Annotated in this window: 18 protein-coding genes; 5 read left to right on the forward strand and 13 right to left on the reverse strand. The window is 62.5% G+C overall.

Annotated features, from left to right (window positions below; all coding sequences use genetic code 11):
- The first annotated feature begins 139 nt into the window (after positions 1-139).
- Positions 140-817, forward strand: coding sequence for a DUF3313 domain-containing protein (locus M2S36_RS18665; RefSeq protein ID WP_207831860.1), 678 nt, complete (start codon positions 140-142; stop codon positions 815-817).
- A 73-nt stretch (positions 818-890) separates the two neighbouring features.
- Here M2S36_RS18665 and M2S36_RS18670 read toward each other — a convergent pair whose 3' ends face one another.
- Together M2S36_RS18670 and M2S36_RS18675 are read right to left on the reverse strand one after the other, a co-directional pair.
- The gene (locus M2S36_RS18670) at positions 891-1,757 is read right to left on the reverse strand and encodes an RHS repeat-associated core domain-containing protein (protein ID WP_233694948.1); all 867 of its coding nucleotides are present in this window, start codon (positions 1,755-1,757) and stop codon (positions 891-893) included.
- 45 nt (positions 1,758-1,802) lie between these two features.
- Positions 1,803-3,179, reverse strand: a complete 1,377-nt coding sequence (locus M2S36_RS18675; RefSeq protein WP_333957602.1) for an L-serine ammonia-lyase — start codon at positions 3,177-3,179, stop codon at positions 1,803-1,805.
- A gap of 146 nt (positions 3,180-3,325) precedes the next feature.
- Between M2S36_RS18675 and M2S36_RS18680 the strand changes: the two genes are divergently transcribed.
- A complete protein-coding gene (locus tag M2S36_RS18680) occupies positions 3,326-4,267 on the forward strand; it encodes a LysR substrate-binding domain-containing protein (protein ID WP_207831854.1) in 942 nt (313 codons plus the stop codon).
- A gap of 199 nt (positions 4,268-4,466) precedes the next feature.
- Here the strand turns inward: M2S36_RS18680 and M2S36_RS18685 are convergent, their stop codons facing one another.
- The 11 genes from M2S36_RS18685 to M2S36_RS18735 form a co-directional block, all read right to left on the reverse strand.
- Positions 4,467-5,885 (reverse strand): undecaprenyl-phosphate glucose phosphotransferase, encoded by a 1,419-nt coding sequence (locus tag M2S36_RS18685; RefSeq protein ID WP_207831852.1) that lies wholly within the window; start codon positions 5,883-5,885, stop codon positions 4,467-4,469.
- A 175-nt stretch (positions 5,886-6,060) separates the two neighbouring features.
- Positions 6,061-6,813 (reverse strand): WecB/TagA/CpsF family glycosyltransferase, encoded by a 753-nt coding sequence (locus M2S36_RS18690; RefSeq protein WP_207831850.1) that lies wholly within the window; start codon positions 6,811-6,813, stop codon positions 6,061-6,063.
- Positions 6,813-8,000, reverse strand: coding sequence for a glycosyltransferase family 2 protein (locus M2S36_RS18695; RefSeq protein WP_333957604.1), 1,188 nt, complete (start codon positions 7,998-8,000; stop codon positions 6,813-6,815). Before M2S36_RS18695 ends, M2S36_RS18690 begins: the two co-directional genes overlap by 1 nt.
- On the reverse strand, positions 7,997-9,199 hold the full coding sequence (locus M2S36_RS18700; RefSeq protein ID WP_207831846.1) for a glycosyltransferase: 1,203 nt from the start codon (positions 9,197-9,199) through the stop codon (positions 7,997-7,999). The genes M2S36_RS18695 and M2S36_RS18700 overlap by 4 nt, the downstream gene beginning before the upstream one ends.
- Before the next feature lie 65 nt (positions 9,200-9,264).
- A complete protein-coding gene (locus M2S36_RS18705) occupies positions 9,265-10,242 on the reverse strand; it encodes a VirK/YbjX family protein (RefSeq protein ID WP_207831844.1) in 978 nt (325 codons plus the stop codon).
- Positions 10,243-10,447: 205 nt separating this feature from the next.
- Positions 10,448-11,425 (reverse strand): glycosyltransferase family 2 protein, encoded by a 978-nt coding sequence (locus M2S36_RS18710; protein WP_207831842.1) that lies wholly within the window; start codon positions 11,423-11,425, stop codon positions 10,448-10,450.
- Positions 11,426-11,430: 5 nt separating this feature from the next.
- Positions 11,431-11,955, reverse strand: a complete 525-nt coding sequence (locus M2S36_RS18715) for a serine O-acetyltransferase (RefSeq protein ID WP_207831840.1) — start codon at positions 11,953-11,955, stop codon at positions 11,431-11,433.
- 8 nt (positions 11,956-11,963) lie between these two features.
- On the reverse strand, positions 11,964-12,920 hold the full coding sequence (locus tag M2S36_RS18720; protein ID WP_207831838.1) for a glycosyltransferase family 2 protein: 957 nt from the start codon (positions 12,918-12,920) through the stop codon (positions 11,964-11,966).
- Positions 12,913-13,530, reverse strand: a complete 618-nt coding sequence (locus M2S36_RS18725) for an acyltransferase (RefSeq protein WP_207831836.1) — start codon at positions 13,528-13,530, stop codon at positions 12,913-12,915. The genes M2S36_RS18720 and M2S36_RS18725 overlap by 8 nt, the downstream gene beginning before the upstream one ends.
- A 105-nt stretch (positions 13,531-13,635) precedes the next feature.
- Positions 13,636-15,102: an FAD-dependent oxidoreductase gene (locus tag M2S36_RS18730; protein ID WP_207831834.1), complete on the reverse strand. Its 1,467-nt coding sequence runs from the start codon at positions 15,100-15,102 to the stop codon at positions 13,636-13,638.
- A gap of 236 nt (positions 15,103-15,338) precedes the next feature.
- The gene (locus M2S36_RS18735; protein ID WP_233694944.1) at positions 15,339-16,715 is read right to left on the reverse strand and encodes an oligosaccharide flippase family protein; all 1,377 of its coding nucleotides are present in this window, start codon (positions 16,713-16,715) and stop codon (positions 15,339-15,341) included.
- A 96-nt stretch (positions 16,716-16,811) separates the two neighbouring features.
- Here M2S36_RS18735 and M2S36_RS18740 point away from each other — a divergent pair, with 96 nt between their 5' ends.
- The 3 genes from M2S36_RS18740 (at position 16,812) to galE (ending at position 22,013) form a co-directional block, all read left to right on the forward strand.
- Positions 16,812-18,338 (forward strand): O-antigen ligase family protein, encoded by a 1,527-nt coding sequence (locus M2S36_RS18740; protein WP_207831830.1) that lies wholly within the window; start codon positions 16,812-16,814, stop codon positions 18,336-18,338.
- 5 nt (positions 18,339-18,343) lie between these two features.
- Positions 18,344-20,959 carry a glycosyl hydrolase family 5 gene (locus M2S36_RS18745; RefSeq protein WP_333957607.1) on the forward strand — a complete coding sequence of 872 codons (2,616 nt, stop codon included), beginning with the start codon at positions 18,344-18,346 and terminating at the stop codon, positions 20,957-20,959.
- 79 nt (positions 20,960-21,038) lie between these two features.
- A complete protein-coding gene (gene galE / locus M2S36_RS18750) occupies positions 21,039-22,013 on the forward strand; it encodes a UDP-glucose 4-epimerase GalE (RefSeq protein ID WP_207831826.1) in 975 nt (324 codons plus the stop codon).
- Positions 22,014-22,052 lie beyond the last annotated feature (39 nt).

Genomic DNA, 22,052 nt, shown 5'->3' on the forward strand with positions numbered 1-22,052 from the left:
AGCCGCAGAAAACCTCCAGGCAAACCCTTCCAGCCGCAACTTTTTACCTTTTCACAAAGGATTGGAACCTACCCACTGGCCAACTGTCACGCACCTGCTAGCGTTGTTCTGGCCGACCTATCATGGATGCATCTTCATCATGAAATCATTGCCCCGCATTACCCTGTTGTGCGCCGCACTGCTTACCATGGCCGCCTGCTCCAGCAATCGCGTGGACCCCAAGGACTATTCCGGCTTCCTCAAGGATTACAGCCGGCTGCAGGAAGCCAAGAGCCCTTCGGGTGACCCGGTGATGCGCTGGATCGACCCCAAGGTCAACGTCAACCAGTACAGCCAGGTATTCATCGAGCCCAGCCAGTTCTACCCCAAGCCGCAGCCGACGGAGGTCATCTCGACGCAGACGCTGCAGGAAATCACCCGTTACTTCAATGAAGCGCTGCGCCGTGAAATGGGCAGCGTCGTGCCGCTGGCCAAGGGCCCCGGCCCGGGTGTGATCGTGGTGCGCCCGGCAATCACGGCAGTGTCGACCAGCAACGAGGGCCTCAAGCCCTATGAAGTGATCCCGATCGCCTTGATTTCGGCCGGTGTGAACACTGCCATGGGCGGCCGTGACCAAGAGGTGGATGTCGGTGTGGAAGCTGCGTTCCTCGATGGTTCCAGCCAGAAGGTGCTGGCCCAGGTCGTGCGCAAGGGCACGGGGCAGGAACTGGAGAACAAGACCACGAAACTGACTTTGAATGACGTCAAGCCGGTGCTGGATGGCTGGGCCAAGGACATGCGCGCGAGCTTCCTGGCAGCGAAACAGAAGAACCGTTAGTCTTGCACCCAGCCATGGACAAACGGGGTTGCTTTGCAGCCCCGTCTTTGTACATTACTCCAGGCTACGAACTCTAATAGTCAGCTCTAGGCCCACGAATGAACGCTGCCTTTCGGTAAATGGAAGTGACAATGGCTTTATTATCCGAAGCAAAAACCCCTTGCCCAGTCGAGTGCAAACGTGGGTTATTCGCCGCATCGGGCAAATCTCCATATTCGGTCTTCATGTGATACCTGCCTGCTCCCCATTTGATAACTGCAGCTCCAGCAGTCCCTTTACCCTTCTGCAGCGTAACTTCCATAGCCCCGAATGGTCTCTCGACCTGAAAATACAGCCCGCCTTCCAGTTGAGGATCTTCTTTTATAGCGGCTTTAATCAAATGCTTTAGCTCCGGAGCTTTCAAGCCTGCCCGATCCATCGCACTCTTGACACCTTTTATAGATTGCCATGGCCAGCGAAAACACCCAGAAGGGTCATGGAAATTTACCGGATCCCCGGAGCAATAGTTGTATGAGCCCAGACCGCCCCGGCCAAATGGGCTTTCAGTATCAGGGGAACAGAATCTCGTGAGCGTTACACTAAAAAACCGTTTTCCTAGACCAAGTGGATAACCGCCTCCGACTGGGTCACGCCATTGACCGTTGAAACCTGCCAGTGCTAATGCCTGCTCCAGCAATGAAAAGCCATAAGGGGAGTAAGTAGCCCGCTCTCCCCCACCTCTTCCCCATGACGCGATTACCGTATTGTTACCTGCGGTTTGCAAGAGTTTAAGGTCTTCAGACTGCTGTACCAGTAATTGACTACTCGCGTACAAAAGACGCGCCATTTCTTTTCCAGTTTGACACACCAGTTCCCGGCCAGAGTAAAACAGCAAATTACCTGTGTACTTTTGCAAAAAGCCATTCATAGCGGTGATATCCAGGATGATTGAGGCCATCATGGAAATATCGGCAACAGTCGGCAACTAGCATTTTTAACAGTCCCGTCAACACTCCACGAACGCAACAGCAAGGCCGCCGCGCGAGGTCTCCTTGTAGTTGGCGTGCATGTCCGCCCCGGTATCACGCATGGTGCGGATCACCCGATCCAGCGAAATGAAGTGCTCGCCGTCCCCCCGCAACGCCATTTGCACGGCGTTGATCGCCTTCACTGCTGCAATCGCATTGCGCTCGATGCACGGCACCTGCACCAGGCCACCCACCGGGTCGCAGGTCAGCCCAAGGTTATGCTCCAGGGCAATCTCGGCGGCATTTTCCAGTTGCGGCGGTGTAGCACCCAGCACCTGGGCCAGGCCGGCAGCGGCCATTGAACAGGCCGAGCCCACCTCGCCCTGGCAGCCAACCTCGGCCCCGGAAATCGACGCGTTCTTCTTGCACAGGATGCCTACCGCCGCTGCCGCCAGCAGGAAGTCCACCACATCCGCGTCGCACGCGCCCGGGTTGAACTTCATGTAGTAGTGCAGCACCGCCGGAATGATGCCGGCAGCACCGTTGGTAGGCGCAGTCACCATGCGCCCGCCGGCGGCGTTCTCTTCATTCACCGCCAGGGCGAACAGGTTGACCCACTCCATGGCACTGAGGGTGGACCCGATCACGTTGGGCTTGCCCAGTTCCTGCAGGCTGCGATGCAGCCGCGCCGCGCGGCGCTTGACGTGCAACCCGCCAGGCAGGATGCCTTCATTGCGCAAGCCGTTGTCGACGCACTCACGCATGGCGGCCCAGATCCGCAGCAGGCCTTCACGTACTTCGGCCTCTGGGCGCCAGGCACATTCGTTAGCCATCATCAGTTGCGCCACGCTCAAGCCATGGGCCTTGCACAAGGCCAGCAACTGCGCAGCACTGTCGAACTCGTATGGCAGCACCACTGCATTCGCTTCGCCTGGTGGTGCATCGATCTCGCCTTGCTCGACAATAAAGCCACCGCCCACCGAATAGTAGGTCTGGCGCAACAGGCTGCCCTGCCCGTCCATGGCTTCCAGGCTCATGGCATTGGGGTGGTACGGCAGGTTCTCGTCGAGCAGCAGCATGTCGCGGCTGTACTCGAACGCCAGCGGGTGGCTGCCATCGAGCATCAGGCAGTGCTCCTGCATCACCTGGCCAATGCGCGACTCGATAGTGGCCGGGTCGATACGGTCCGGCCACTGCCCCATCAGGCCGAGCAGGCAGGCACGATCGGTGGCGTGGCCAACCCCGGTAGCTGACAGCGACCCGTAAAGCCGCACCTCGACACGGCTTACCCTGGCCAACAGCCCTTGCTCACGCAGGACTTGGGCAAAGGTAGCCGCCGCCCGCATCGGGCCGACGGTGTGGGAACTGGACGGCCCGATGCCGATTTTGAAAAGGTCGAAAACACTGATAGCCATGCTAATGCCTGACCGTACCCGGGTATGAAGCCGCAGCACGGTTATCTGGAAAAATTGAGCGGTATTGCGAATTTGCGCGATACTGCCTAGCTGGCTCACGGATGACCAACGAAACTTCCTAAGCAAGGCTTTAGTGGAACTAAACGATGCGACGACAACTCAATGGCCAGATGTTCGTCTGGCTGCATGTGTTCGCCTGTGCGGCCCGGCACTTGTCCTTCACCCGCTGTGCCGAAGAACTGCACATCACCCCGGGTGCAGTCAGCCAACAGATGCGCCAGCTGGAAGAACGCCTGGGCTACCGGCTGTTCCTGCGCCGCGCGCGCGGCGTGGAACTGAGCGCCGAAGGGCAACGCCTGGCGCAGACGGTGGCCGAAGCCTACGGCAGCATCGAAGCCGAACTGCTGCGCCTGGACGCCGGTGAAATCCGCGGCACCTTGCGCCTGCGCTCGATCCCGTCGTTCCTGGCCAAATGGCTCACGCCCCGCCTGCCGCGCTTTCAGCAACGCTACCCGGACATCGAGCTGCGCCTGGTGGCCGAAGACAGTGCCCAGGCCTTGACTCCGGGCGATTTCGACCTGGCCATCGACCTGAACGACGGCAGCTACCCCGGCATGCTCTCGACGCCGCTGCTGGACGAGCAGATCTTCCCCGTGTGTTCCCCCACCTTGCTGCGCGGGCGCCCACCGCTGCACGGGCCGGCGGACCTGGCACACTACCCGCTGCTGCACGACATCACGGCCTGGCGCGGCAGTTCGGAGTATGCCGAATGGGAGTTCTACCTGGAGGGCATCGGCGCCGCCGGCCTGGATGTACGGCGCGGGCACACCTTCAACCGCAACCACCTGACCATCGAGGCGGCGATTGCCGGCATTGGCGTGGCGATTGCCCGCCGCACGCTGCTCAACGACGAACTGGAGCGCGGTGCGCTGATCGTGCCGTTCGGGGTGCCGATCGCCAATCACAAGCGCTATGTGGTGCATTACCCACCGGGCGGGTTGAACCAGCCGGGGGCCCGGGCGGTGCATGACTGGCTGGTGGAGGAAGCGCGGGGGTTCAGGGAGCTGCACCCGCTGAACAAGGACTAGGCCAGCCAAAAGCGCTTGCACACTTTCATGGAATTACGAGTGACTCATTGAATTGGCAGGGACCCTGTGGGAGCGGCTTTAGCCGCGAACACCGGCACAGCCGGTGCCATGCACCGTGTTGGATTCTTCGCGGGTAAACCCGCTCCCACAGGGTGCGCAGGGCGCATACGAAATTTGCTCCTTTACCGACAGTGCTGTGTCAGTAGGCCTGCTTGCCGGTAAAGGCGCTGAGTGTGCGCACCAGAATCACGAAATCCAGCCACAGCGACCAGTTGTTGATGTACTCGATGTCCGAGTCCACCCGCTGGATCATCTGCTCGATATCCTTGGTCTCGCCCCTGAACCCGCGCACTTGCGCCAGGCCGGTCATGCCAGGCTTGATATTGTGGCGGGCAAAGTAGTCGACGATGTCCTGCGAATACAACGTGTCATGCTGCAATGCATGCGGCCGCGGCCCGACCAGCGACATCTCCCCAGTCAGCACATTGAACAACTGCGGCAGTTCATCCAGGCTGGTGCGGCGGATAAAGGCGCCGACCCGGGTCAGCCGCGGATCATTCTTCTGCGCCTGCTTGACCACGCCCTCTTCCGGCTGGTGGACATGCATGCTCCTGAACTTCCAGATACGGAACGCTTCCCCGGTCCAGCCGGTGCGTTCCTGACGGAAGAACACCGGGCCGCGGCTATCGAGCTTGATGGCCAGGGCAACGGCCAGCAACACCGGCGATGCAAACAGCAGGATCAGCGCCGCCAATACCCTGTCTTCGAGGTTCTTCAGGAACAGGCTCATGCCCGTCAGCGGTGTTTCCGACAAGGTCAGTACAGGAATGCCGGCAATTTCCCGCACGCTATGGTTGATCAGGCGCAACGAGAAGATATCCGGTACCCAGTTCACCGCAATGCACTTGTCGAGCAGCCTCAAATACACATCGTTGATCACCTCGGAGCCACCCAATGGGGTCACCAGGTAGACCGTGCGAATGCCGTAGCGGGCCACGATATCGTCGAGCTCGGCAATATGCCCGAGCACCGGCAGGCGCTGCTTGCCTTCGGGGCTTTCGCGCCCCGGCTCCTCGGCCGCGATCAGCACGCAACCCAGCACCCGCTCACCGAACCAAGGGTTGTTACTGATTTTCTGATACAGGAAATTGGCCAGATCACCGGCGCCAATGATCAGGGCGTTGTCCAGGCGTGCATGGGCGGTAAAACGCTTTTGCAACTCTCGCACGGCAAAATGCAGGAACAACTGGGCGATGTAGCCAATGATGAACAACTGCACGACCAATAGCCGCGAATAGGTTTCGCTCTGCTTGGTCAGGAAGGCCATGACCACCAGCAGGCAAAAGGTTGCCGACCAGGCCTTGAACAGCCGGAAAGCCTTGATGGAGAGCCCGACGTTGGTACGGTAGATTGCATAGTGATCGTAGATGACTGCCAGTGCGCCAACCAGCAACAGCAGCATGATCACGTAATCGGAAGTGATGTAGCCAAACTGGTCGTAGATCAGGTACCAGGCAATACTGGTGACTGCAATTCCATCGAGGCCGGCCTGAATGGCGTTACTTACGCTGCTTCTTCTTTGCAGTAAGGAACGACTGCTTCTGGGTTCGAAAACCATTTCAGACCTCATCGATTTGCGCGTAGCAACTGCCTTGCATCAAACAGCAGTCTTGACAACGGCTCATGCAAAGCCAGTGAAACAGAATCGTGCAGCCCCCAGCCGTTGATCTCACTGTAGCAGCCAACCGCTATCAGTGTGCCCGGAATCACCGCCCGCACGAATGCCGACCGACTCATACGGTGCGCCTGGCGCCCCCTCCGCCCCGGCGGTACAGCAAGGTGCGCAGCAAGAACAACGGGTTGCCCACTACATAGCGCATGAACAAACGCTTCGGCTCGCGCATCAGCCGGTACAGCCACTCCCCGCCAAACCGCCGCAGCCATTCAGGCGCCCGGCTGACCTTGCCGCCAAGAAAGTCCAGGATCGCGCCGCCGCACACGATCAGGCACGGCTCGCCAGTGGCCGCCAGCCTTGCCGCCACCGCCTCCTGCCTGGGCATGCCCATGCCCAGCACGATCAGCTCCGGTTGCTGCTCCCTGGCCAGTTGCAGGTAGGTATCGATGCCGGCAAAGCCATCGTGAACCGACACCGGCACCACCCCGAACAGGGCTGCGCTGCGCTGCACCGCCTGGTCCAGGTAAGGTTGCCGGGTGCCCCAGAACGCGACCCGTCGCCCGCGGTAGGCGGCCATGAGCCGAGGAATGAAGTCGGTACCATTCATGTTGAGCCCAGGTTCAAGCCCCAGCCGGCGATAGAGAATCGCCATGCCGGAGCCGTCGCGCAACAGCACGTCGGCCGCCGACAATGCCTGGTGGTACGCACCATCGCGCACCACCAGGTTCATTGCATGGGCATTGACGAAGCCCAGCACGGTCGCGGCCTGCGGGGCGGCCAGCTGGGCGAGCAGGCGCTGCGCAGCAGCGGCATCAGCCACCACTTCGAGCTTGCCGACCAGGGTGTTCCAGCGTTTCTGCCACTCTGCCATCAGTCTTCATCCCGTTTCGAACGTACCCATTCCACCTGGCGCCTGATCAGGAACCCCAGATACAAGGGGACCTTCCTTGCGGCGTAGAACGGCGCGTACAGCAGCACGGAAAACGGGATCAGTTCGCGACAGAAGCGCGCCCAGGCCAGCACGATGGCAAGGCCCAGCAACGCCAGCGCGCAAAGGGCGATCCACGCAGGTGCCGCCAGGCCGAACAGCAGGTACGCCAGCCAGGCCACAAGGTTAAGCCCGAGCAGGGCCAGTGCGAGCAATGCCAGGGGAGGCACCAGCAGGTCCAGGGTCATGGCCAGCAAGCTGCTGTTACGCTGGGTGATTGCGACCAGCGCACGCCTGGGCGCATCGGCCAGCATCATGCCCAGGTGCCCATGCTCCCAGCGTATGCGCTGGCTACCCAGGCCTCGCTGGCTGGCAGGGAACTGGCTGCTGACCACCGCCTCGGGGCAGAACACTGGCGGCTTGCCCTGCTGGCACAGGTCCAGGCCCAGCTTCAAATCCTCCACCAGGTGCCCATTGGCCAGGTCGATCAAGGCCAGGTCACGCCAGCCGAACGCCATGCCCGCCCCCATCAACTGGCAAGGCAGGCCCAGCCGAGCCCAGCCACGCGGGCGCACCAGGTTCTTGACCCGCCAGGCAAACTCGGCAACCTGCACTTTCAGCCCGGCCCCTGCCGGTGCGCGCATCAGGTACAGCGCCTGCACCGGGCGAGCGACCTCGCGGTAGCACCGCGCCAGGCGCTCGATCGCCCCCTCGCCCACCTGGCAATCGGCATCCACCACGATCACCACCTCGGGCGGCTGCTCGGCCAGGTGGCGCACACCAAAGTCCAGGGCGTAGCCCTTGCCGCGCAACTGCGGGTCGTGACGTTCCACCACTTCGGCACCGGCCTCGCGCGCCAGTTGCGCAGTATCGTCAGTGCAGTTGTCCGCCACCACCAGCAAGCGGTCACCAGGCCGCAACTGCGGGGCAATGCTCGCCAGCGTGGCACGAATGATCGAAGCCTCGTCATGGGCAGGCACCAGCACTGCCACCTGCGGACGAGCGTTGCTGCCCGACGGTTGCGCGCGCGCCGGCAGGCAGGCCATCAGCACCTGCAACAGCAGCAGCAGTACCGGCAACAGGACGATGGCCGCCAGCACGCCCAGTAACCAAGCCAGTACACTCATCATGCGGATGCCTTGAAATAGCCGGCCAGCCTGGCCGCCTCGGTATCGATGTCATGCCGTTGCAGCACACGTTGGCGAGCCGCCTCGCCCATGCGCTGGAGCACTTCGGCAGGTTGCGCCAGGCACTCGGCCATGGCCACCGCCAGCTCGTCCACGGCACCGGCGGGGAACAACCAGCCGTTCTCGCCCGGCCGCACCAGCTCGGGAATGCCTGCCACATAGGTGGTCAGCACTGGCCGGCGCAAAGCCATGGCCTCCATGATCACCACTGGCAAACCCTCGGCAAAGCTCGGCAGCACCAACGCGCGCGCAGCAAGGATTTCCTCGCGCACCTGCGCGCTGCTGATCCAGCCGGTAATGCGTACCTGCTGCTGCAAGCCGTGCCGGGCGATCAACGCCTCGATCTGCCCACGCATCTCACCGTCGCCGGCCAGCACCAGCTCGCAATCGATCGACCGGGCGGCAAGTATCCGCGTGGCTTCGAGCAACAGCAGCTGCCCTTTCTGCTCGCACAGGCGGCCAACACACACCAGGCGCGGCGTCGTGGGCACGCTGACCGGTGCCACTTCATGAAAGCTGCGTTCAAGGCCGCAATGCACCACCTTCACCTTGGCCCATTGGTCGTGTGCCACCCAGCGAAACAACTGGCTGCGCCCGTACGAGCTGACCGCCGCGACAAAAGCGGCACGCCGCACCTTCTCGCCCATGTGCAGGAACTGCGGCTTGTCGAACTCTTCCGGCCCGTGCACGGTAAAGCTGTAAGCTGGCCCACCCAGCACGTTGGCCAGCATCACCACCTCGGTGGAATTGGTGCCGAAATGCGCGTGCACGTGTTTTGCCTCGCCTGCCTGCAACCACTGCAGTACCTGGCAGGCCTCGGCCAGGTAGACCAGGTGGTAGGGCCAGGTGCGGTCGGCCCGCAGGCCAAGGCGCATGGCCAGCAACAGCGCCTGGAAGAACCGCCGCGGCTGCGTGCGCAATACCTGCCAGGCCGGTGGCAGCAAGCCCTTGATGCCACTTCGCAGCACATAACGGGTCCTGTCCTGCTCGCTGGTGTCCTCGGCGTCCTGCAGCTCGGCGTCCCAGCCGCGCAGGGCGATACGCTGCACCTCTACCCCCTGGCGCTCCAGCGCCAGGATCTCACGGCGGATGAAACTGTGGCTGACCTTCGGGTACTGATTGATGAAATAAGCAATGCGCATAGGAATCCAGATCAAGACCCGCGTAATGAACCCTCAGCCCTGTCGCGGCAGCGTCAGCCGTTACTTCAGGCTCCCGCCGATGCCACCTCGTCAGGTGCACTCCCCTGCTTTCCTTGTAGCTCAAGGTTGTCACCGCTGCCTGGTAACGCGGCCTGCAAGCGGGCGAAAACATCGTCGAGCAACGCCTGGCGGCGGCGGTACATCGCCCGTTTCTTCGCCGGTGTGTCCTCTAGCGCCCGCTGTACCGCGGCCAGCGGGAGGGCGAAGAAGTCTGCATGGTTCGACGCAGAAGCCCCGTGTTCACGCCAGATCACGTCGTAATCGGCTGCCAGGTCCTGGCCTTTGTCGTTGCCAAAATACGCGTGCCGATGGTGGCGGCAGGCATCACTGACGGCATACAGGTGCGCCACGCCCAGGGTCCTGGCCAGGCACTTCAACCCCTCGAGCAGCAGGCTGCGGGGGCGTAACCCTTCGAAGTCCTTGGTCAGGTCGCGGTAGATGGCCAGCGAGGTTTCGCTGTCGACACCCTTGTGAATACCCTGCACGGCACCGATGAACAGGCACAGTTCGCCCTGGCTGCGGCACAGGCTGAACGCCAGGGAAGCCACGCGCAGGTCGCCCTGGAACAGGTTCAATACCAGCTCGCCTTCGCGCTTGAACCAGATCGGCCGGTCCAGCACCAGGCGACAGCCCGGCGAATGGCTGGACAGTTCGCACAGCGTCAGGCTTTCGTCCCGCCCCAGCAGCAACAGCGCCGGGAACTGCCCGGCCAGCACTTCGAAGTGCGAAGCCACCACCTCCAGGCGCTGCGGGGCTTCCCAGCATTTGCTGAGGTAGGGCCACTGCACGACACCGATGCAATCCACGCCCAGCCGCTGCAGACCGTGCTGGCCCAGGGCTGCGGTCATGCGCTGCAGGAACGCATTCAGCTCAGGCCATTGCCTGGCAATCTGCAGCGTCAATTTGTACTTGTTGTTCAGCGCCCGCAACGAGTAGCCCGGTTGCAAGGTAAACACGCTTTTCACGATCGTGCCGAGCATCATTGGGCCTCTTTCTCATAGAACTGCACGTAACTTATTGAATTAGCAGAGGCCCTGTGGGAGCAGCTTTAGCCGCGAACACCGGCGCAGCCGGTTCCATGCACCAGGCTGGATTCTTCGCGGCTAAAGCCGCTCCCACAGGGTACGCGGACTGCTTGCGACCTCGGTTCTCTGCGCCACAGCACACCGCAAAGGGCGGGGTGATCTCTCACTTGTACTCGATCAACGCCGATTTGCCGGCCGCGATGCGGTGGCGCAAGAACTTCAGTTGCCCGAGCATTTCCGGGAACTTGCCCAATACCAGAAACACCGCCTGTAGCCAGTTCTCCCGCACCGACTTGCCTCCACGACGGGCCAGGCGTACGGCCTGCAACGGGTACACCAGCAGCAGCAGCAGGCCCCAGCCGCCCACCAGCAGGCAGGCCAGCACGATCACCACGGGGATGCCCAGGCCCCACAGCCAGGCCCGCCGCGACTCGCGCAGCCAGTGCCGCTCCGGCGTGTGACCATGCAGGTAGGCCCCTTCGGCATAGGCGTGACCAGCACGCAGGCTACGCCACCACCATTGGCTGAAACGGGTCATGGCAGCGTCGTGCAGGGTCATCTCGGCATCCAGGCGCCAGACCTTCCAGCCCTTCGCCCGCAGGCGCACGCACAATTCGGGCTCTTCTCCGGCGATCAGCTCGGGGCGGAAGCCGCCGACGGCGGCGAAGGCATCTACCCGCATCAGGGCATCGCCACCACACGCCTTGGCCTCGCCGATGGGGGTGTCCCACTCCAGGTCGCACAACAGGTTGTACACCGACCGTTGGGGGAAGCGCTCGCGTCGGCGGCCACACACCACTGCCACCTCAGGATGCTGGTGGAGAAATGCCTGCCCCGTGGCCAGCCAGCCGGCATCCACCTCACAATCGCCATCGACGAACTGCACCAGGTGCATCGACGGCAGCAGCCGTTGCAAGGCAGCAAAGCCTTCGTTGCGCGCGCGCGCGGCGGTGAACGGGGTGCCCATGTCCAGAGCCAGTACCTCCATCCCCAGGCTGCGGGCCAAGTGCGGTGAACCATCGGTTGAGCCCGAGTCGACATACAGGACCTTTTCCGCACCCTGCAGCAGCGAACGCAGGCAACGCTCCAGGCGCTGGCCTTCATTACGGCCAATCACCACCACACCGATCCCGCTCGCCATGGGCCTCACTCGACGGGCACCGTGGCGGCCGGTTGCCTGGCCTTGATGATGGCCGGCACCCCCACCGCCAGCGAGTTGTCCGGCACATCCACCAGCACCACGGCATTGGCACCGATGATCACGTTGTTGCCGATGCGGATGCTACCCAGCACCTTGGCCCCGGTGCCGATATCGACGTTGTTGCCGAACACCGGTGCAACCGGTTCGCTGACGTTCTTCAGGCCCACCACCACGCCATTGCGGATGCGGCAGTCATCGCCGAACCGGGCATAGCCGCTGATGACGATGCCGCCAAAATGGTCGATAACGAAGTTGCGGCCGATCACCGCTTCGCACGGCAGCTCCACACCCGTGATGATCTGCACGAACTTGTAAAGGATCTTGTAGATGAGCGAAAACAGCTTGCGCAGCAGTGCCGGGCGCACGCCATAGCGCCAGCGGCCGAAACGGTACACCAACAACACCCAGAAGCCCTGGGCGCCCCAGTCGCCACCATGGGCACGCAGGTCGGCACGTACATTCTCGAACATGGCTCCACCTACCTTGTCGGTTGGCTGGCGTACCGGGTCTTGAACAACAGTGACCAGGTCGCCCGACAGTGACGCCAGCAGGCCTGTATTGCGCCCCGCCCGCGTCGTTTCAACAGCGCCTTGAGTGCCAGCACCAGGTCGCCCAGGGTGACCAGCAGCATGTGCAGGGCAAGCCCCGCCAGCCCGTGATGCTTGCGGAAGTACAGCAGCTCGCTTTCGATCTGGTATGACGAGATCTGCCGGCTGGCCGCCTCCAGCTCGGCCACCGACCTGGAACTTTCCCCACCGATGTGCACCACCGTGGTGTGCGGGTAGAACACCACTTTCCAGCCCGCCGCCTTCACCCGCTTGCAGTGGTCGACTTCCTCGTAATAAAGAAAGTAGCGCGGGTCGAACAGGCCCACCTGGTCCAGCACTTCGCGGCGCACCAGGTAGAAGCAGCCAGGCAGCCAGTCGCATTCACGGACCGAGGCGTGGTCCCAGTTCATTTCGTCGACCATCTTCAAGCCCGGGAAGAAGCGCCCCAGCCCGGTACGCCCGACGAACACGTTGAGCGGTGTGGGAAAGTAGCGGCAGCTGGGCTGCAGGTCGCCGTCGCGGCCCTCCAGGCGCACCCCCAGCACCCCGCATTCAGGGTGGGTGTCCATGTAGTCGAGGGTTTTCTGCAGGGAGTCTGGGGCGACAAAGGCATCGGTATTCAGCAGCAAGGCGTACTTGCCCTTCAGGTGCGCCAGCAACTGGTTATTGGCCCGGCCGAACCCCACGTTCTGCTTGTTGCTCAGCAGCAGCGCTTGCGGGCACACCTCGGCCATGCGCTGCAGCGAGTCATCGACCGAGGCGTTGTCCACCACCAGGTAGCTGGCCAGCCGTTCGCTGTCGGCCCGGCGCAGCGCGTCGAACATCGGCCGCAGCAGCCCGGCCGTGTTGAAGTTGACCACCATGACGTCCACAGGTTTGCTAGCCATGGTTGCCATCCCCGAAGAAGTACTGGCGCCTTTGCGCCATCAGCAGCGGCTCCAGCTGCGGGTCATAGGCGCCATTGCGCTGCTTGATCAGGTCGATCCACGGGTAGGCCTCGCAACGTGCCTCGACCCGTTTGATCAACGCCTCGGTGGTGCAGATGAACTCTGCCGGGTTGCCACCAAACACCGTGCCCGGCGGCACGTCCTTGGTCACCACGGAACCGGCGGCCACGATCGACTCAGGGCCGATGGTCACGCGGGGCATGACGATCGCACCATGGCCGATGAAGCAATTGTCCTTGATGTCGATGAAACCGACCGAGTCCAGATGCTTGCCGAAGCGATGTTCGATCAGCAATACCACCCCGTCGTGACCGATCAGCGTGCAGTCGGACAGGCCCACACTGTTGCCGATGCGAACCAGCGAGGGGTCGAGGAACTTGCAGCCTGTATTGACATAGAAGTTGCTGCCTACCGAGTGAAAGTTGCCCCAGCGCGTCAGGTAGGCCCCCCACTCAAGCCCGGAAGGCTTGCAGAACTTCCTGTAAAACGAGCTTCCTCGCCCCGTTGCGTGGACATAGTGCGTCACTGCCTTGCGTATCCATCCTTTCATGCTGCCCGCCTCGCAATCAAAGCAATCTGGACTGTTCCTGAGGCGCATCCGGTCTCGTTCTTGTGGGTGCTGACCGCAGCGCACTCAACCCATGTACAACCTGCATCAAGCCACGGCGTCCCTGGCCGAACTCATCCTGGCATCGAGGTGGTCGGCCAGGCGTACCGCAAACTGCAGCAGCGGCATGGTCGGGTTGGAAGCGCCACCCGTGGCAAAGATGCTGCTGCCGGCGACGTAAAGGTTCTCGGTGCCGAACACCTTGCAGTTGCTGTCGACAACACCGAATTGCGCCGACGATGCCATGCGCGTGGTCCCCATGTGGTGGGCATGCGGCGACAACTTCAGCGGTATCGAGGTGTCATAAACGAAGTCGTTGAGCTTGACGAAGCCCAGGTTCATGTCAGCCCACTGCTTGGCCAGTTCGCTGCCAATGCACTTGATGGTGTGGCGGTCATCTGCGGTCAGTGCCCAATTGACATTGACCTTGGCCACGCCCAGTGCGTCCTTCTCATCCAGCAGCGAAACGCGGCTGTGCAGGTTGGGGAACTGCTCGATCATGGTGCTGATCACGCCGTCACCGGGGCAACTGAACCTGGCCACGAAGGCGATCTTGCTGGCAACCCCCATGTCACAGGCCAGGCTCTCCAGAAAATGCTTGACCTCGGCAGTACGACCATAGGTTTGCACATCGGCCAGCAAGGCGGCCCGGACATTGCCTTTACCTGCCTTGTATTCGTCAACGAAGGCATCGGTGGTGTAGTACTCGCGCGGCTCAGGGGCCAGCCCCGACTTGAGGATGAAGGTGCCAAGGTCAATGTTCAGATGCTCCATGAAGCAGCCGCCAACCAGCCCATCCTTGCTCACGACCCCGGCCGCCACCAACGACTCACTGTTGAGCAGTTGCCGGGCATTCTCGATGGCACCGGTGGCCAGCACGAAGTTTCTCGCAACCAGGCGCTGGCGATTGCACTCGTAATCGGACAGTACGACTGCAGCCAGGTGGCCGGAGGCCTGGTCAAACTCCAGGTTCACGCAATTGCAGTTGATGAATACATCCAGGCCTTGGGTCTGCTCAAGGGCCGTGGCGTATTTTTGCGCAAAGCGCGTTGGCGGGCTGAGCAGAAAGCGGTCTGGCTCGAAGTCACCGCCGTCCAGGCCAGTATTCAACGCCTGAAAATCCGACCCGGGCGGCAGGTCGACGATGTCCATGGCTGCTGGCAGGTAGCCCGCGATTTCCGAATAGGGGATGGGCCAGCCAGGCAAGTCGCCAAGGGGGGGTATGGAGAAGTCCGAGGGGCTGAACGGGCGGCAACGGCCGGCCCAATGGTTGGATGTTCCGCCCAGGTAACGTAGGCGAGCCTCCTTGGCATACAGCTCCAGGCCGGTGGACGCACAGGCGTACAAGGCTTGCGAGTTCGCCGAGTACTCACGCCCGCCGCCTTCGGCAAGCAGTACGCTCCAGCCGGCGGCGGCCAGGCGCAAGCCCAGGGTGATACCCGCCGGGCCGGCGCCAATGATGCAGACATCGTAGCTGTCGCGCAGTACCTTCTGCTGCTGATAGTCCTTGATCATGCGGGTTCGTTCCGGAAGTAACGGGACGGCAATACCCAGCCGTTGATCACTACGAACCCGGACTTGTCGGCAGGTTGACTGGCAACGGCTGCCTTAGCGCCGAACACCGCACCACCAACGCCCAGCAAGACACAACTCTGGAGAAAGCCTCTACGACCCAACTGCGCAGTACAAAAAGTAAGCTTCCCCATGATCCTGTTACCTGTATCTTTGAAAATTTCACCCAGCAAGCCGCATTACAGCCAGTTGAAAAAGGCTGTCAGCAGCGCCCCGCAAAGCGCCCCGACCAGTAGCATCGGCAGCACCACCAGCTCACGTTTGAGGCTGAAGATATCCAGTTTGCAATTCACATACACGATCAGCACCAGAGTTGGCACGGCATGCAGGGCAACCCCCCAGATCGCCCAGTCCACACCGCCAATCGCCAGCAACAGCGGTAGCAGCCCCCACAGCGAGACCAGGCGGATGATGTTGTCCATGGCCTGGTACTTGGTCAGGCCCAGGGCAATCCACACCTGATGAGCCAAGGTATAGCGCAATGTGAGGAACGACAGCGAAAGAATCGCCAGCATCGGGCCGGCTTCACGGTAGCGGTCGTCGTACATCCAGCTGATCAGCAGCGGGCTGGCGGTCAGGAAGCCGCCACAGATGAACAGCACCAGCAGGTCGACCAGCAGACGGAAGCGGTGATACAGCGCCTTCAGGCGCTCCTTGTCGTCGGCCCGGGCCGCTTCGCTGAAGGCGGGCAGCGCCACGGCCCCGAAAATTTTCATCAGCGCGGTCTGCACGGCACCGAGGATCAGCACGGCAATCGAATACACCCCCAGTTGTGCCGCCGTCATGCTGGCGCCAAACCACATGCGGTCACCGTACATGGCCAGCACGCCGACCATCGACGACAGCAGAATCCAGCGGCCAAACACGATCAGTTCGTTCAGCGCGCTGCGGTCCCACTGCAGGCGGTTGCTGTGCCCCTTGAGGGCGGTGTGGCCCAGCAGGGTCCAGGCCAGGGCCGACACCAGACCGGCGATCACCAGCGCCCAGACCGAGTGCGTCAGGTAGCCCAACACCAGCATCACCGCCAGGCCGACCAGCTGCGAGGCCAGGTCGACCAGCACCACACGCTTCTGTTGGAAAGTTCGTACCGCCACATCTATCTTGGTGGACTGGAACCCCCAGATCACCGCCGACAGCCCGGTCGCCGCCAGTACCATCGGTAACACCGGTTCGGCATAGGTGGAGCCCGCCGGCCACAGCTCGGCCAGCTGGGCAAGCCAGGCCCCCAGGGCTAGCAGCAAGGTCAGGGCAAACAGCACGAAGCCGCGGATGATCTGCACGGTCCATGCGGTATTGAGAAAATGCGGATCGTCACCGCGATGGCTCTGGATGATGTTCTGGCGCAGGCCGACATCGGACAGCAAATGCAGGAGTACCGAAACGGTGGTGGCGATGACCATCACCCCGAACATTTCCGGCAGCAGCAAGCGGGCCATGACCAGGTTGCCGCCAAGGCGCATCACCTGTGACGCCACCTGTGCAACCAGGTTCCACGACCCGGCCCTGAGGGCCCGCTTGCGCAGGCTCGCGGTGGCAGACACATCAATCGACGGCATGACGTCAATCTCTGACTGATTGGCTAAAAGGTCACTATAGTTTCAATCAGCCACGATGCTAGCCGTTGCCCACCGACGCAAAGGTGTACATAGCCAATGCCTGAACATTTTCGTGCGTTGATCGTCATCCTGTTTCTGGCAAGCGTGGTCTTCCTGCTGGCGCGGCGGCCTGCCACCGACCTGATTCCGCTGAGCGACTTCAAGCGCCGGCGCAACCTGTGGTTCCTGCTGACCTTGCTGGCCTTCGTCTCGCACAGTTTCTGGCTTTACCTGGGTGCGGGCGCCGTCATCCTGTTTATCGCCGGGCGCCGCGAGCACAACCCCATGGCGCTGTTCTACATGCTGCTGTTCCTGATCCCGCCAGCTTCGGTGCAAGTGCCCGGGTTTGGCGTGGTCAATTACCTGGTCGACCTCAACCATATCCGCCTGCTGACCCTGTGCGTGCTGTTGCCGGCGGCACTGGCTCTGCGCCGGCAAGGCGACACCCTGCGTTTCGGCCGCACCTGGCCCGACAGACTGCTGGCGGCCGGCCTGCTACTGATGAGCGTGCTGTACCTGCGCGAAACCACCCTGACCGACACCCTGCGCCAGACGCTGTACCTGTATGTCGACGTGTTCCTGCCGTATTACGTGGCCAGCCGTGGCCTGCGCCAGATCAGCGACTTCAAGGACACACTGCTGGCCTTCGTGCTTGCCTCCTTCGTCCTGGCCCTGATCGGCGTGGCCGAGTACGTGCGCCACTGGCTGCTGTACAGTGCCCTGGTCGACGCCATGGGCGTGCCGTGGAGCATGTCCGGCTACCTCAGCCGTGGCGGCTCGCTGCGTGCCAGCGTCACCACCGGGCAGGCGATTGCGCTGGGCTATGTGATGAGCGTCGCCATCGGCCTGTTCCTGTTCGTCCAGGGTTATGTGCGCAGCACCCTGCAGCGGGTGCTGGGCGCCCTGCTGCTGGCCGCCGGGTTGTTCGCGCCACTGTCCCGTGGCCCGTGGATCGGCGCCGTGGTCATCGTGGTGGTGTTCATCGCCCTGGGCAAAGGTGCGGTCAGGCGCCTTGCGCTGCTGGCCGCGGCCGGCATGCTGGCCCTGCCCCTGCTGACCATCGTTCCCGGTGGCGACAAGGTTCTGGACCTGTTGCCGTTCATTGGCAGCCTCGAAAAGGAGAACATCACCTACCGCGAACGGCTGATGGACAACTCGTGGATCGTCATCCAGCGCAACCCGCTGTTCGGCTCGTTCGACTTCCGCAACACCCCGGAAATGCAATCGATGATCCAGGGTGAAGGCATCATCGACATCGTCAACACCTATATCAACCTGGCACTGCGGATCGGGCTGGTCGGGCTTGGCCTGTTCGTGGCGTTCTTCGCCACCGTACTGCACGGCATCCGCAAGGCCATGCGCAGTTTCCCCGACAAGGACGACGAGCGACGCCAGCTCGGCCGGGTATTGCTGGCGACACTGATCGGCATCCTGGTGATCATCTTCACCGTCAGCAGCATCACCTTCATCCCGGTGGTGTACTGGTCTGTCGCCGGGCTGGGCGTGGCCTACGTCCAGATGGTCCGCAGGCTGCAGAACAGCCAGGCCATCGCGCTGGCCGACCCCGGCCTTCAACCCAGGTAATGCCCATGAACGTGCTCACCCTGCGCTGCCCAGGTTTTCCAACCCTGCTGCGAGTATCGGCCATTGCTGGCCTGGCCTTGCTGCCGCTCACCAGCTGGGCATCGGCGTGGCAAGTCAGCGTCGATGAACAGAATGGCCTGCCCATGGTGACCCACGGTGGTGGGCCGGTGATGAAAGCCAAGTTCGACTTCTGGGCGGCCAACTGGAGCTGGACGGGCTTCGCCACCGCGTTCAAGGTCAATGGCCCCTACCACTACACGCTGCAAGGCAAGAACAAAGCGCTGGACTTCGACCTGGCGGCGGATATCCGCAAGGCACAGGCGCAAACCCTGAGCTGGGCCTTCGACCTCGACGCCCATAGCCGCCAGGCCGGGGTGATGGGTGGCGGCATGGTGTTCCAGTTCGACCCGGCGCAAATTGCCGGGGACATGGGCGCCCCGCAACTGCTGCCCGGCAACCGTGGCTGGTCGTGGGGCAAGACTGAACAGGGCCGGCGCATCGAAATGCGCTTCGACCCGCCACTGGCCAAGGTGTATTTCGAGCGCGGCAACCCGTCCGAACTGCGTGCGTTCATCTACAGCGACCCGATCAGCGCTGGCCGGCAGCAGATCAAGGCGGTGCTCAACATCACCGGCGACATCGACCTGGGGCCCACGCCCAGCGAACGCTTCGGCCTGGTCGACCCCGTCGGTTGGCCCGACGACCAACTGGACTGGCGCACCTCGCCAGTGGACCTGTCGTTCCTCAATGCCGCGGAAAAGCCTGCCGGCAAGCGCGGCTTCGTCAAGGCCGTCGGCGAACAGCTGATGTTCGAGGACAACACCCCGGTGCGCTTCTGGGGCACCAACCTGTCCGCCTATTCGTTGTTCAAGAGCCCCGACGAAGAAATCCGCCAACAGGCCAAGCGCCTGTCGGCACTGGGTTTCAACCTGGTGCGCCTGCACCACCACGACTCGCCATGGGTCAGCCCGAACGTGTTTGGCGACGGCTCGCTGGTGCGCGATACCCAGCAACTCAGTGCCGAATCGCTGCGCAAGCTCGACCTGTGGATCAAGGCACTCAAGGACGAAGGCGTCTATATCTGGCTGGACATGCATGTGCAGCGTGCGCTTACCGCCAATGACCACATCGATGACTTCAAGGAACTGGCCAAGGGAGAGGAAAGCGTTGACCTGAAGGGTTACGCCTATGTGAACAACAGTATCCAGAACGCGATGAAACGCTTTGCCGAGCAGTACCTGACCCATGTGAACGAATACACCGGCCTTGCTTACAAGGACGACCCGGCCATCGCTGCCGTGCTGCTCACCAATGAGAACGACCTCACCCAGCATTATGGTAACGCCCTGATGCCGAACAAGGACGTACCGCGTCACAGCGGGCGCTACATGGAGGCGGCCAAAGCCTTCGCCAAACGCTATGACCTGCCCACCGATCTCACCTGGCGCGCCTGGGAGCATGGCCCTTCAAAGCTGTTCCTCAACGACCTGGAACAACGCTTCAACGCCGACATGATCGCCCACCTGCGCGGCCTCGGTGTGAAAGTGCCGATCGCCACCACCAGTACCTGGGGCGGCAATGGCCTGAGCGCGCTGCCGGCACTGACCGCAGGCGATATCGTCGACGCCCATAGCTACGGCGCCAATGGCCAACTGGAGAAGAACCCGTTGAGCAGCGACGGCATGATCGACTGGATCGCCGCGGCCCAGGTGGTCGGCAAGCCGCTGACTGTCACCGAGTGGAACGCCGAGCCCTTCCCGCTACCCGACCGCCACTCGCTGCCGCTGTACGTGGCCGGCACCGCCGCTCACCAGGGTTGGGACGCCATGCTGCAGTACGCCTACAGCCAGCAGGCCTTCAACCCAGGCTGGCGTACGGCGGATAACTGGCACGCGTACAACGACCCGGCGATGATCGCCACCCTGCCCGCTGCCGCCCTGCTCTATCGCCGTGCGGATGTGAAGCCTGCCACTACCCGCTACGTGTTCGCGCCGACGCCCGCCACCCTGTACAACCAGGAGGTCACCCCACGCAACTCGCCGCTGCTGCGCACGGCCATGGAAAAGGGCCAACTGCAGATCGCCCTGCCACAGACGCCGGAGTTGCCCTGGCTGAAACCCGCCGCCATCCCCGCCGGTGCGCAGGTGCTGCACGACCCGGGGCAGTCCCTGCTGCCAGCCGACGCCACGGAGGCAGTCAGTGACACGGGTGAACTCAAGCGCAACTGGCAACAGGGCATCTACACCATCGACACACCGCTGACCCAGGCCGCGACCGGCTGGCTGGGAGGTCGCTCGATCAGCCTCGACGCCATTCAGGTGCAAGCACAAACGCCGTACGCCAGCGTCGTCGTGCAAAGCCTGGACGGCAACCCCCTGGGCCAGTCGCGCGAGCTGCTGGTGTCGCTGGGCACCCGTGCCGTGCCCAAGGCCGATGACAAGACACCGTTCAACGTCGAGCCGCTTGCCGGCACCCTGAGCATCAAGGCGCCTGCTGGCCTGAAGCTGTTCGCCCGGGATGCACAGGCACAGTTGAAACCGTTGCCGATGGCTTACCAGGATGGGCGCTACAGCATCACGTTCGACGGCAAGTACATGTCCAACTGGCTGTTCTTGAAATAGGGTATATGGCCATCTACCCTCACAACAGACCTGTAGCTGAAAAGCGCGGCTGTACAACAGCAGAGTCCAGGAGGCATGGATGAAGTTTCTGGTTGTCGGTGGCGCAGGCTACATTGGCTCGCACATGGTCAAGCACCTGCTCGGTGCAGGCCATGAGGTAGTGGTGGCGGACCTGGTCTCGCCCGGCCCCGGCATCCAGTGGGCGAAACTGGACATCGCCGACGAACCCGCCCTGGATGTGCTGTTTGGCGTTTGCCGTTTCGATGCCGTGTTCCACTTTGCCTCGTTCATCCAGGTGGGCGAGTCGGTCAGCGTGCCCGGCAAGTACTACCAGAACAATGTCGCGGCCACCCTTGCCCTCCTGCAGGCCATGGTGAATGCCGGTATCAGGTACCTGGTGTTTTCTTCCAGTGCTGCGGTTTACGGCAACCCGCAGTATGTGCCGATCGACGAAGCGCATGCCAAGGGGCCGATCAACCCGTATGGGCTGAGCAAATGGATGGTCGAACAGATTCTCGAGGACTTCGACCGGGCCTACGGCTTGAAGTCGGTATGCCTGCGTTACTTCAATGCCGCGGGTGCTGACCCGGAAGGCCAGTTGGGCGAGTGCCATGACCCGGAAACCCACCTGATCCCGCTGATCCTGCAGGCTGCTTCGGGCCGGCGTGAGGCGGTGACGGTTTTTGGTCGGGATTACGATACGCCGGATGGCACCTGTATCCGTGACTACGTGCATGTGGCCGATCTGGCGACGGCGCATGCGTTGGCGGTGGAATATCTACTGGCGGGTGGCGAGCGCACTGCGTTCAACCTGGGCAATGGCCTGGGCTTTTCGGTGCAGCAGGTGATCGATACGGCCCGGGCGGTGACCGGTCGGCAGATCAAAGCCCTTGACGCGCCGCGCCGAGCTGGTGACCCGCCACGGCTGGTGGCAGATGCGAGCAAGGCGCTGCAGGTGCTGGGCTGGCGGCCGGAGTTTGCCTCGCTGGAGCAAATTGTGCGGCATGCGTGGCAGTGGGAGTTGCAGTATCCCTGGGCTGCGCGCCAGACCTGAGGTTCGGAAGGCGCTGCGCCTCCCTGTGGGAGCGGGTTC

It is taken from the genome of Pseudomonas sp. SF2 (assembly GCF_036858055.1).
Classification (GTDB): Bacteria; Pseudomonadota; Gammaproteobacteria; order Pseudomonadales; family Pseudomonadaceae; genus Aquipseudomonas.

Excerpts from the sequence above, each read along its gene's own strand:
- M2S36_RS18745 (WP_333957607.1), top strand. The coding sequence starts at position 18,344 with ATGAACGTGCTCACCCTGCGCTGCCCAGGTTTTCCAACCCTGCTGCGA.
- M2S36_RS18695 (WP_333957604.1), bottom strand. The coding sequence starts at position 8,000 with ATGATGAGTGTACTGGCTTGGTTACTGGGCGTGCTGGCGGCCATCGTC.
- M2S36_RS18730 (WP_207831834.1), bottom strand. The coding sequence starts at position 15,102 with ATGATCAAGGACTATCAGCAGCAGAAGGTACTGCGCGACAGCTACGAT.
- M2S36_RS18675 (WP_333957602.1), bottom strand. The coding sequence starts at position 3,179 with ATGGCTATCAGTGTTTTCGACCTTTTCAAAATCGGCATCGGGCCGTCC.
- M2S36_RS18720 (WP_207831838.1), bottom strand. The coding sequence starts at position 12,920 with ATGGCTAGCAAACCTGTGGACGTCATGGTGGTCAACTTCAACACGGCC.
- M2S36_RS18705 (WP_207831844.1), bottom strand. The coding sequence starts at position 10,242 with ATGATGCTCGGCACGATCGTGAAAAGCGTGTTTACCTTGCAACCGGGC.
- galE (WP_207831826.1), top strand. The coding sequence starts at position 21,039 with ATGAAGTTTCTGGTTGTCGGTGGCGCAGGCTACATTGGCTCGCACATG.
- M2S36_RS18710 (WP_207831842.1), bottom strand. The coding sequence starts at position 11,425 with ATGGCGAGCGGGATCGGTGTGGTGGTGATTGGCCGTAATGAAGGCCAG.
- M2S36_RS18700 (WP_207831846.1), bottom strand. The coding sequence starts at position 9,199 with ATGCGCATTGCTTATTTCATCAATCAGTACCCGAAGGTCAGCCACAGT.
- M2S36_RS18740 (WP_207831830.1), top strand. The coding sequence starts at position 16,812 with ATGCCTGAACATTTTCGTGCGTTGATCGTCATCCTGTTTCTGGCAAGC.
- M2S36_RS18680 (WP_207831854.1), top strand. The coding sequence starts at position 3,326 with ATGCGACGACAACTCAATGGCCAGATGTTCGTCTGGCTGCATGTGTTC.
- M2S36_RS18715 (WP_207831840.1), bottom strand. The coding sequence starts at position 11,955 with ATGTTCGAGAATGTACGTGCCGACCTGCGTGCCCATGGTGGCGACTGG.
- M2S36_RS18725 (WP_207831836.1), bottom strand. The coding sequence starts at position 13,530 with ATGAAAGGATGGATACGCAAGGCAGTGACGCACTATGTCCACGCAACG.
- M2S36_RS18690 (WP_207831850.1), bottom strand. The coding sequence starts at position 6,813 with ATGGCAGAGTGGCAGAAACGCTGGAACACCCTGGTCGGCAAGCTCGAA.
- M2S36_RS18665 (WP_207831860.1), top strand. The coding sequence starts at position 140 with ATGAAATCATTGCCCCGCATTACCCTGTTGTGCGCCGCACTGCTTACC.
- M2S36_RS18670 (WP_233694948.1), bottom strand. The coding sequence starts at position 1,757 with ATGATGGCCTCAATCATCCTGGATATCACCGCTATGAATGGCTTTTTG.
- M2S36_RS18735 (WP_233694944.1), bottom strand. The coding sequence starts at position 16,715 with ATGCCGTCGATTGATGTGTCTGCCACCGCGAGCCTGCGCAAGCGGGCC.
- M2S36_RS18685 (WP_207831852.1), bottom strand. The coding sequence starts at position 5,885 with ATGGTTTTCGAACCCAGAAGCAGTCGTTCCTTACTGCAAAGAAGAAGC.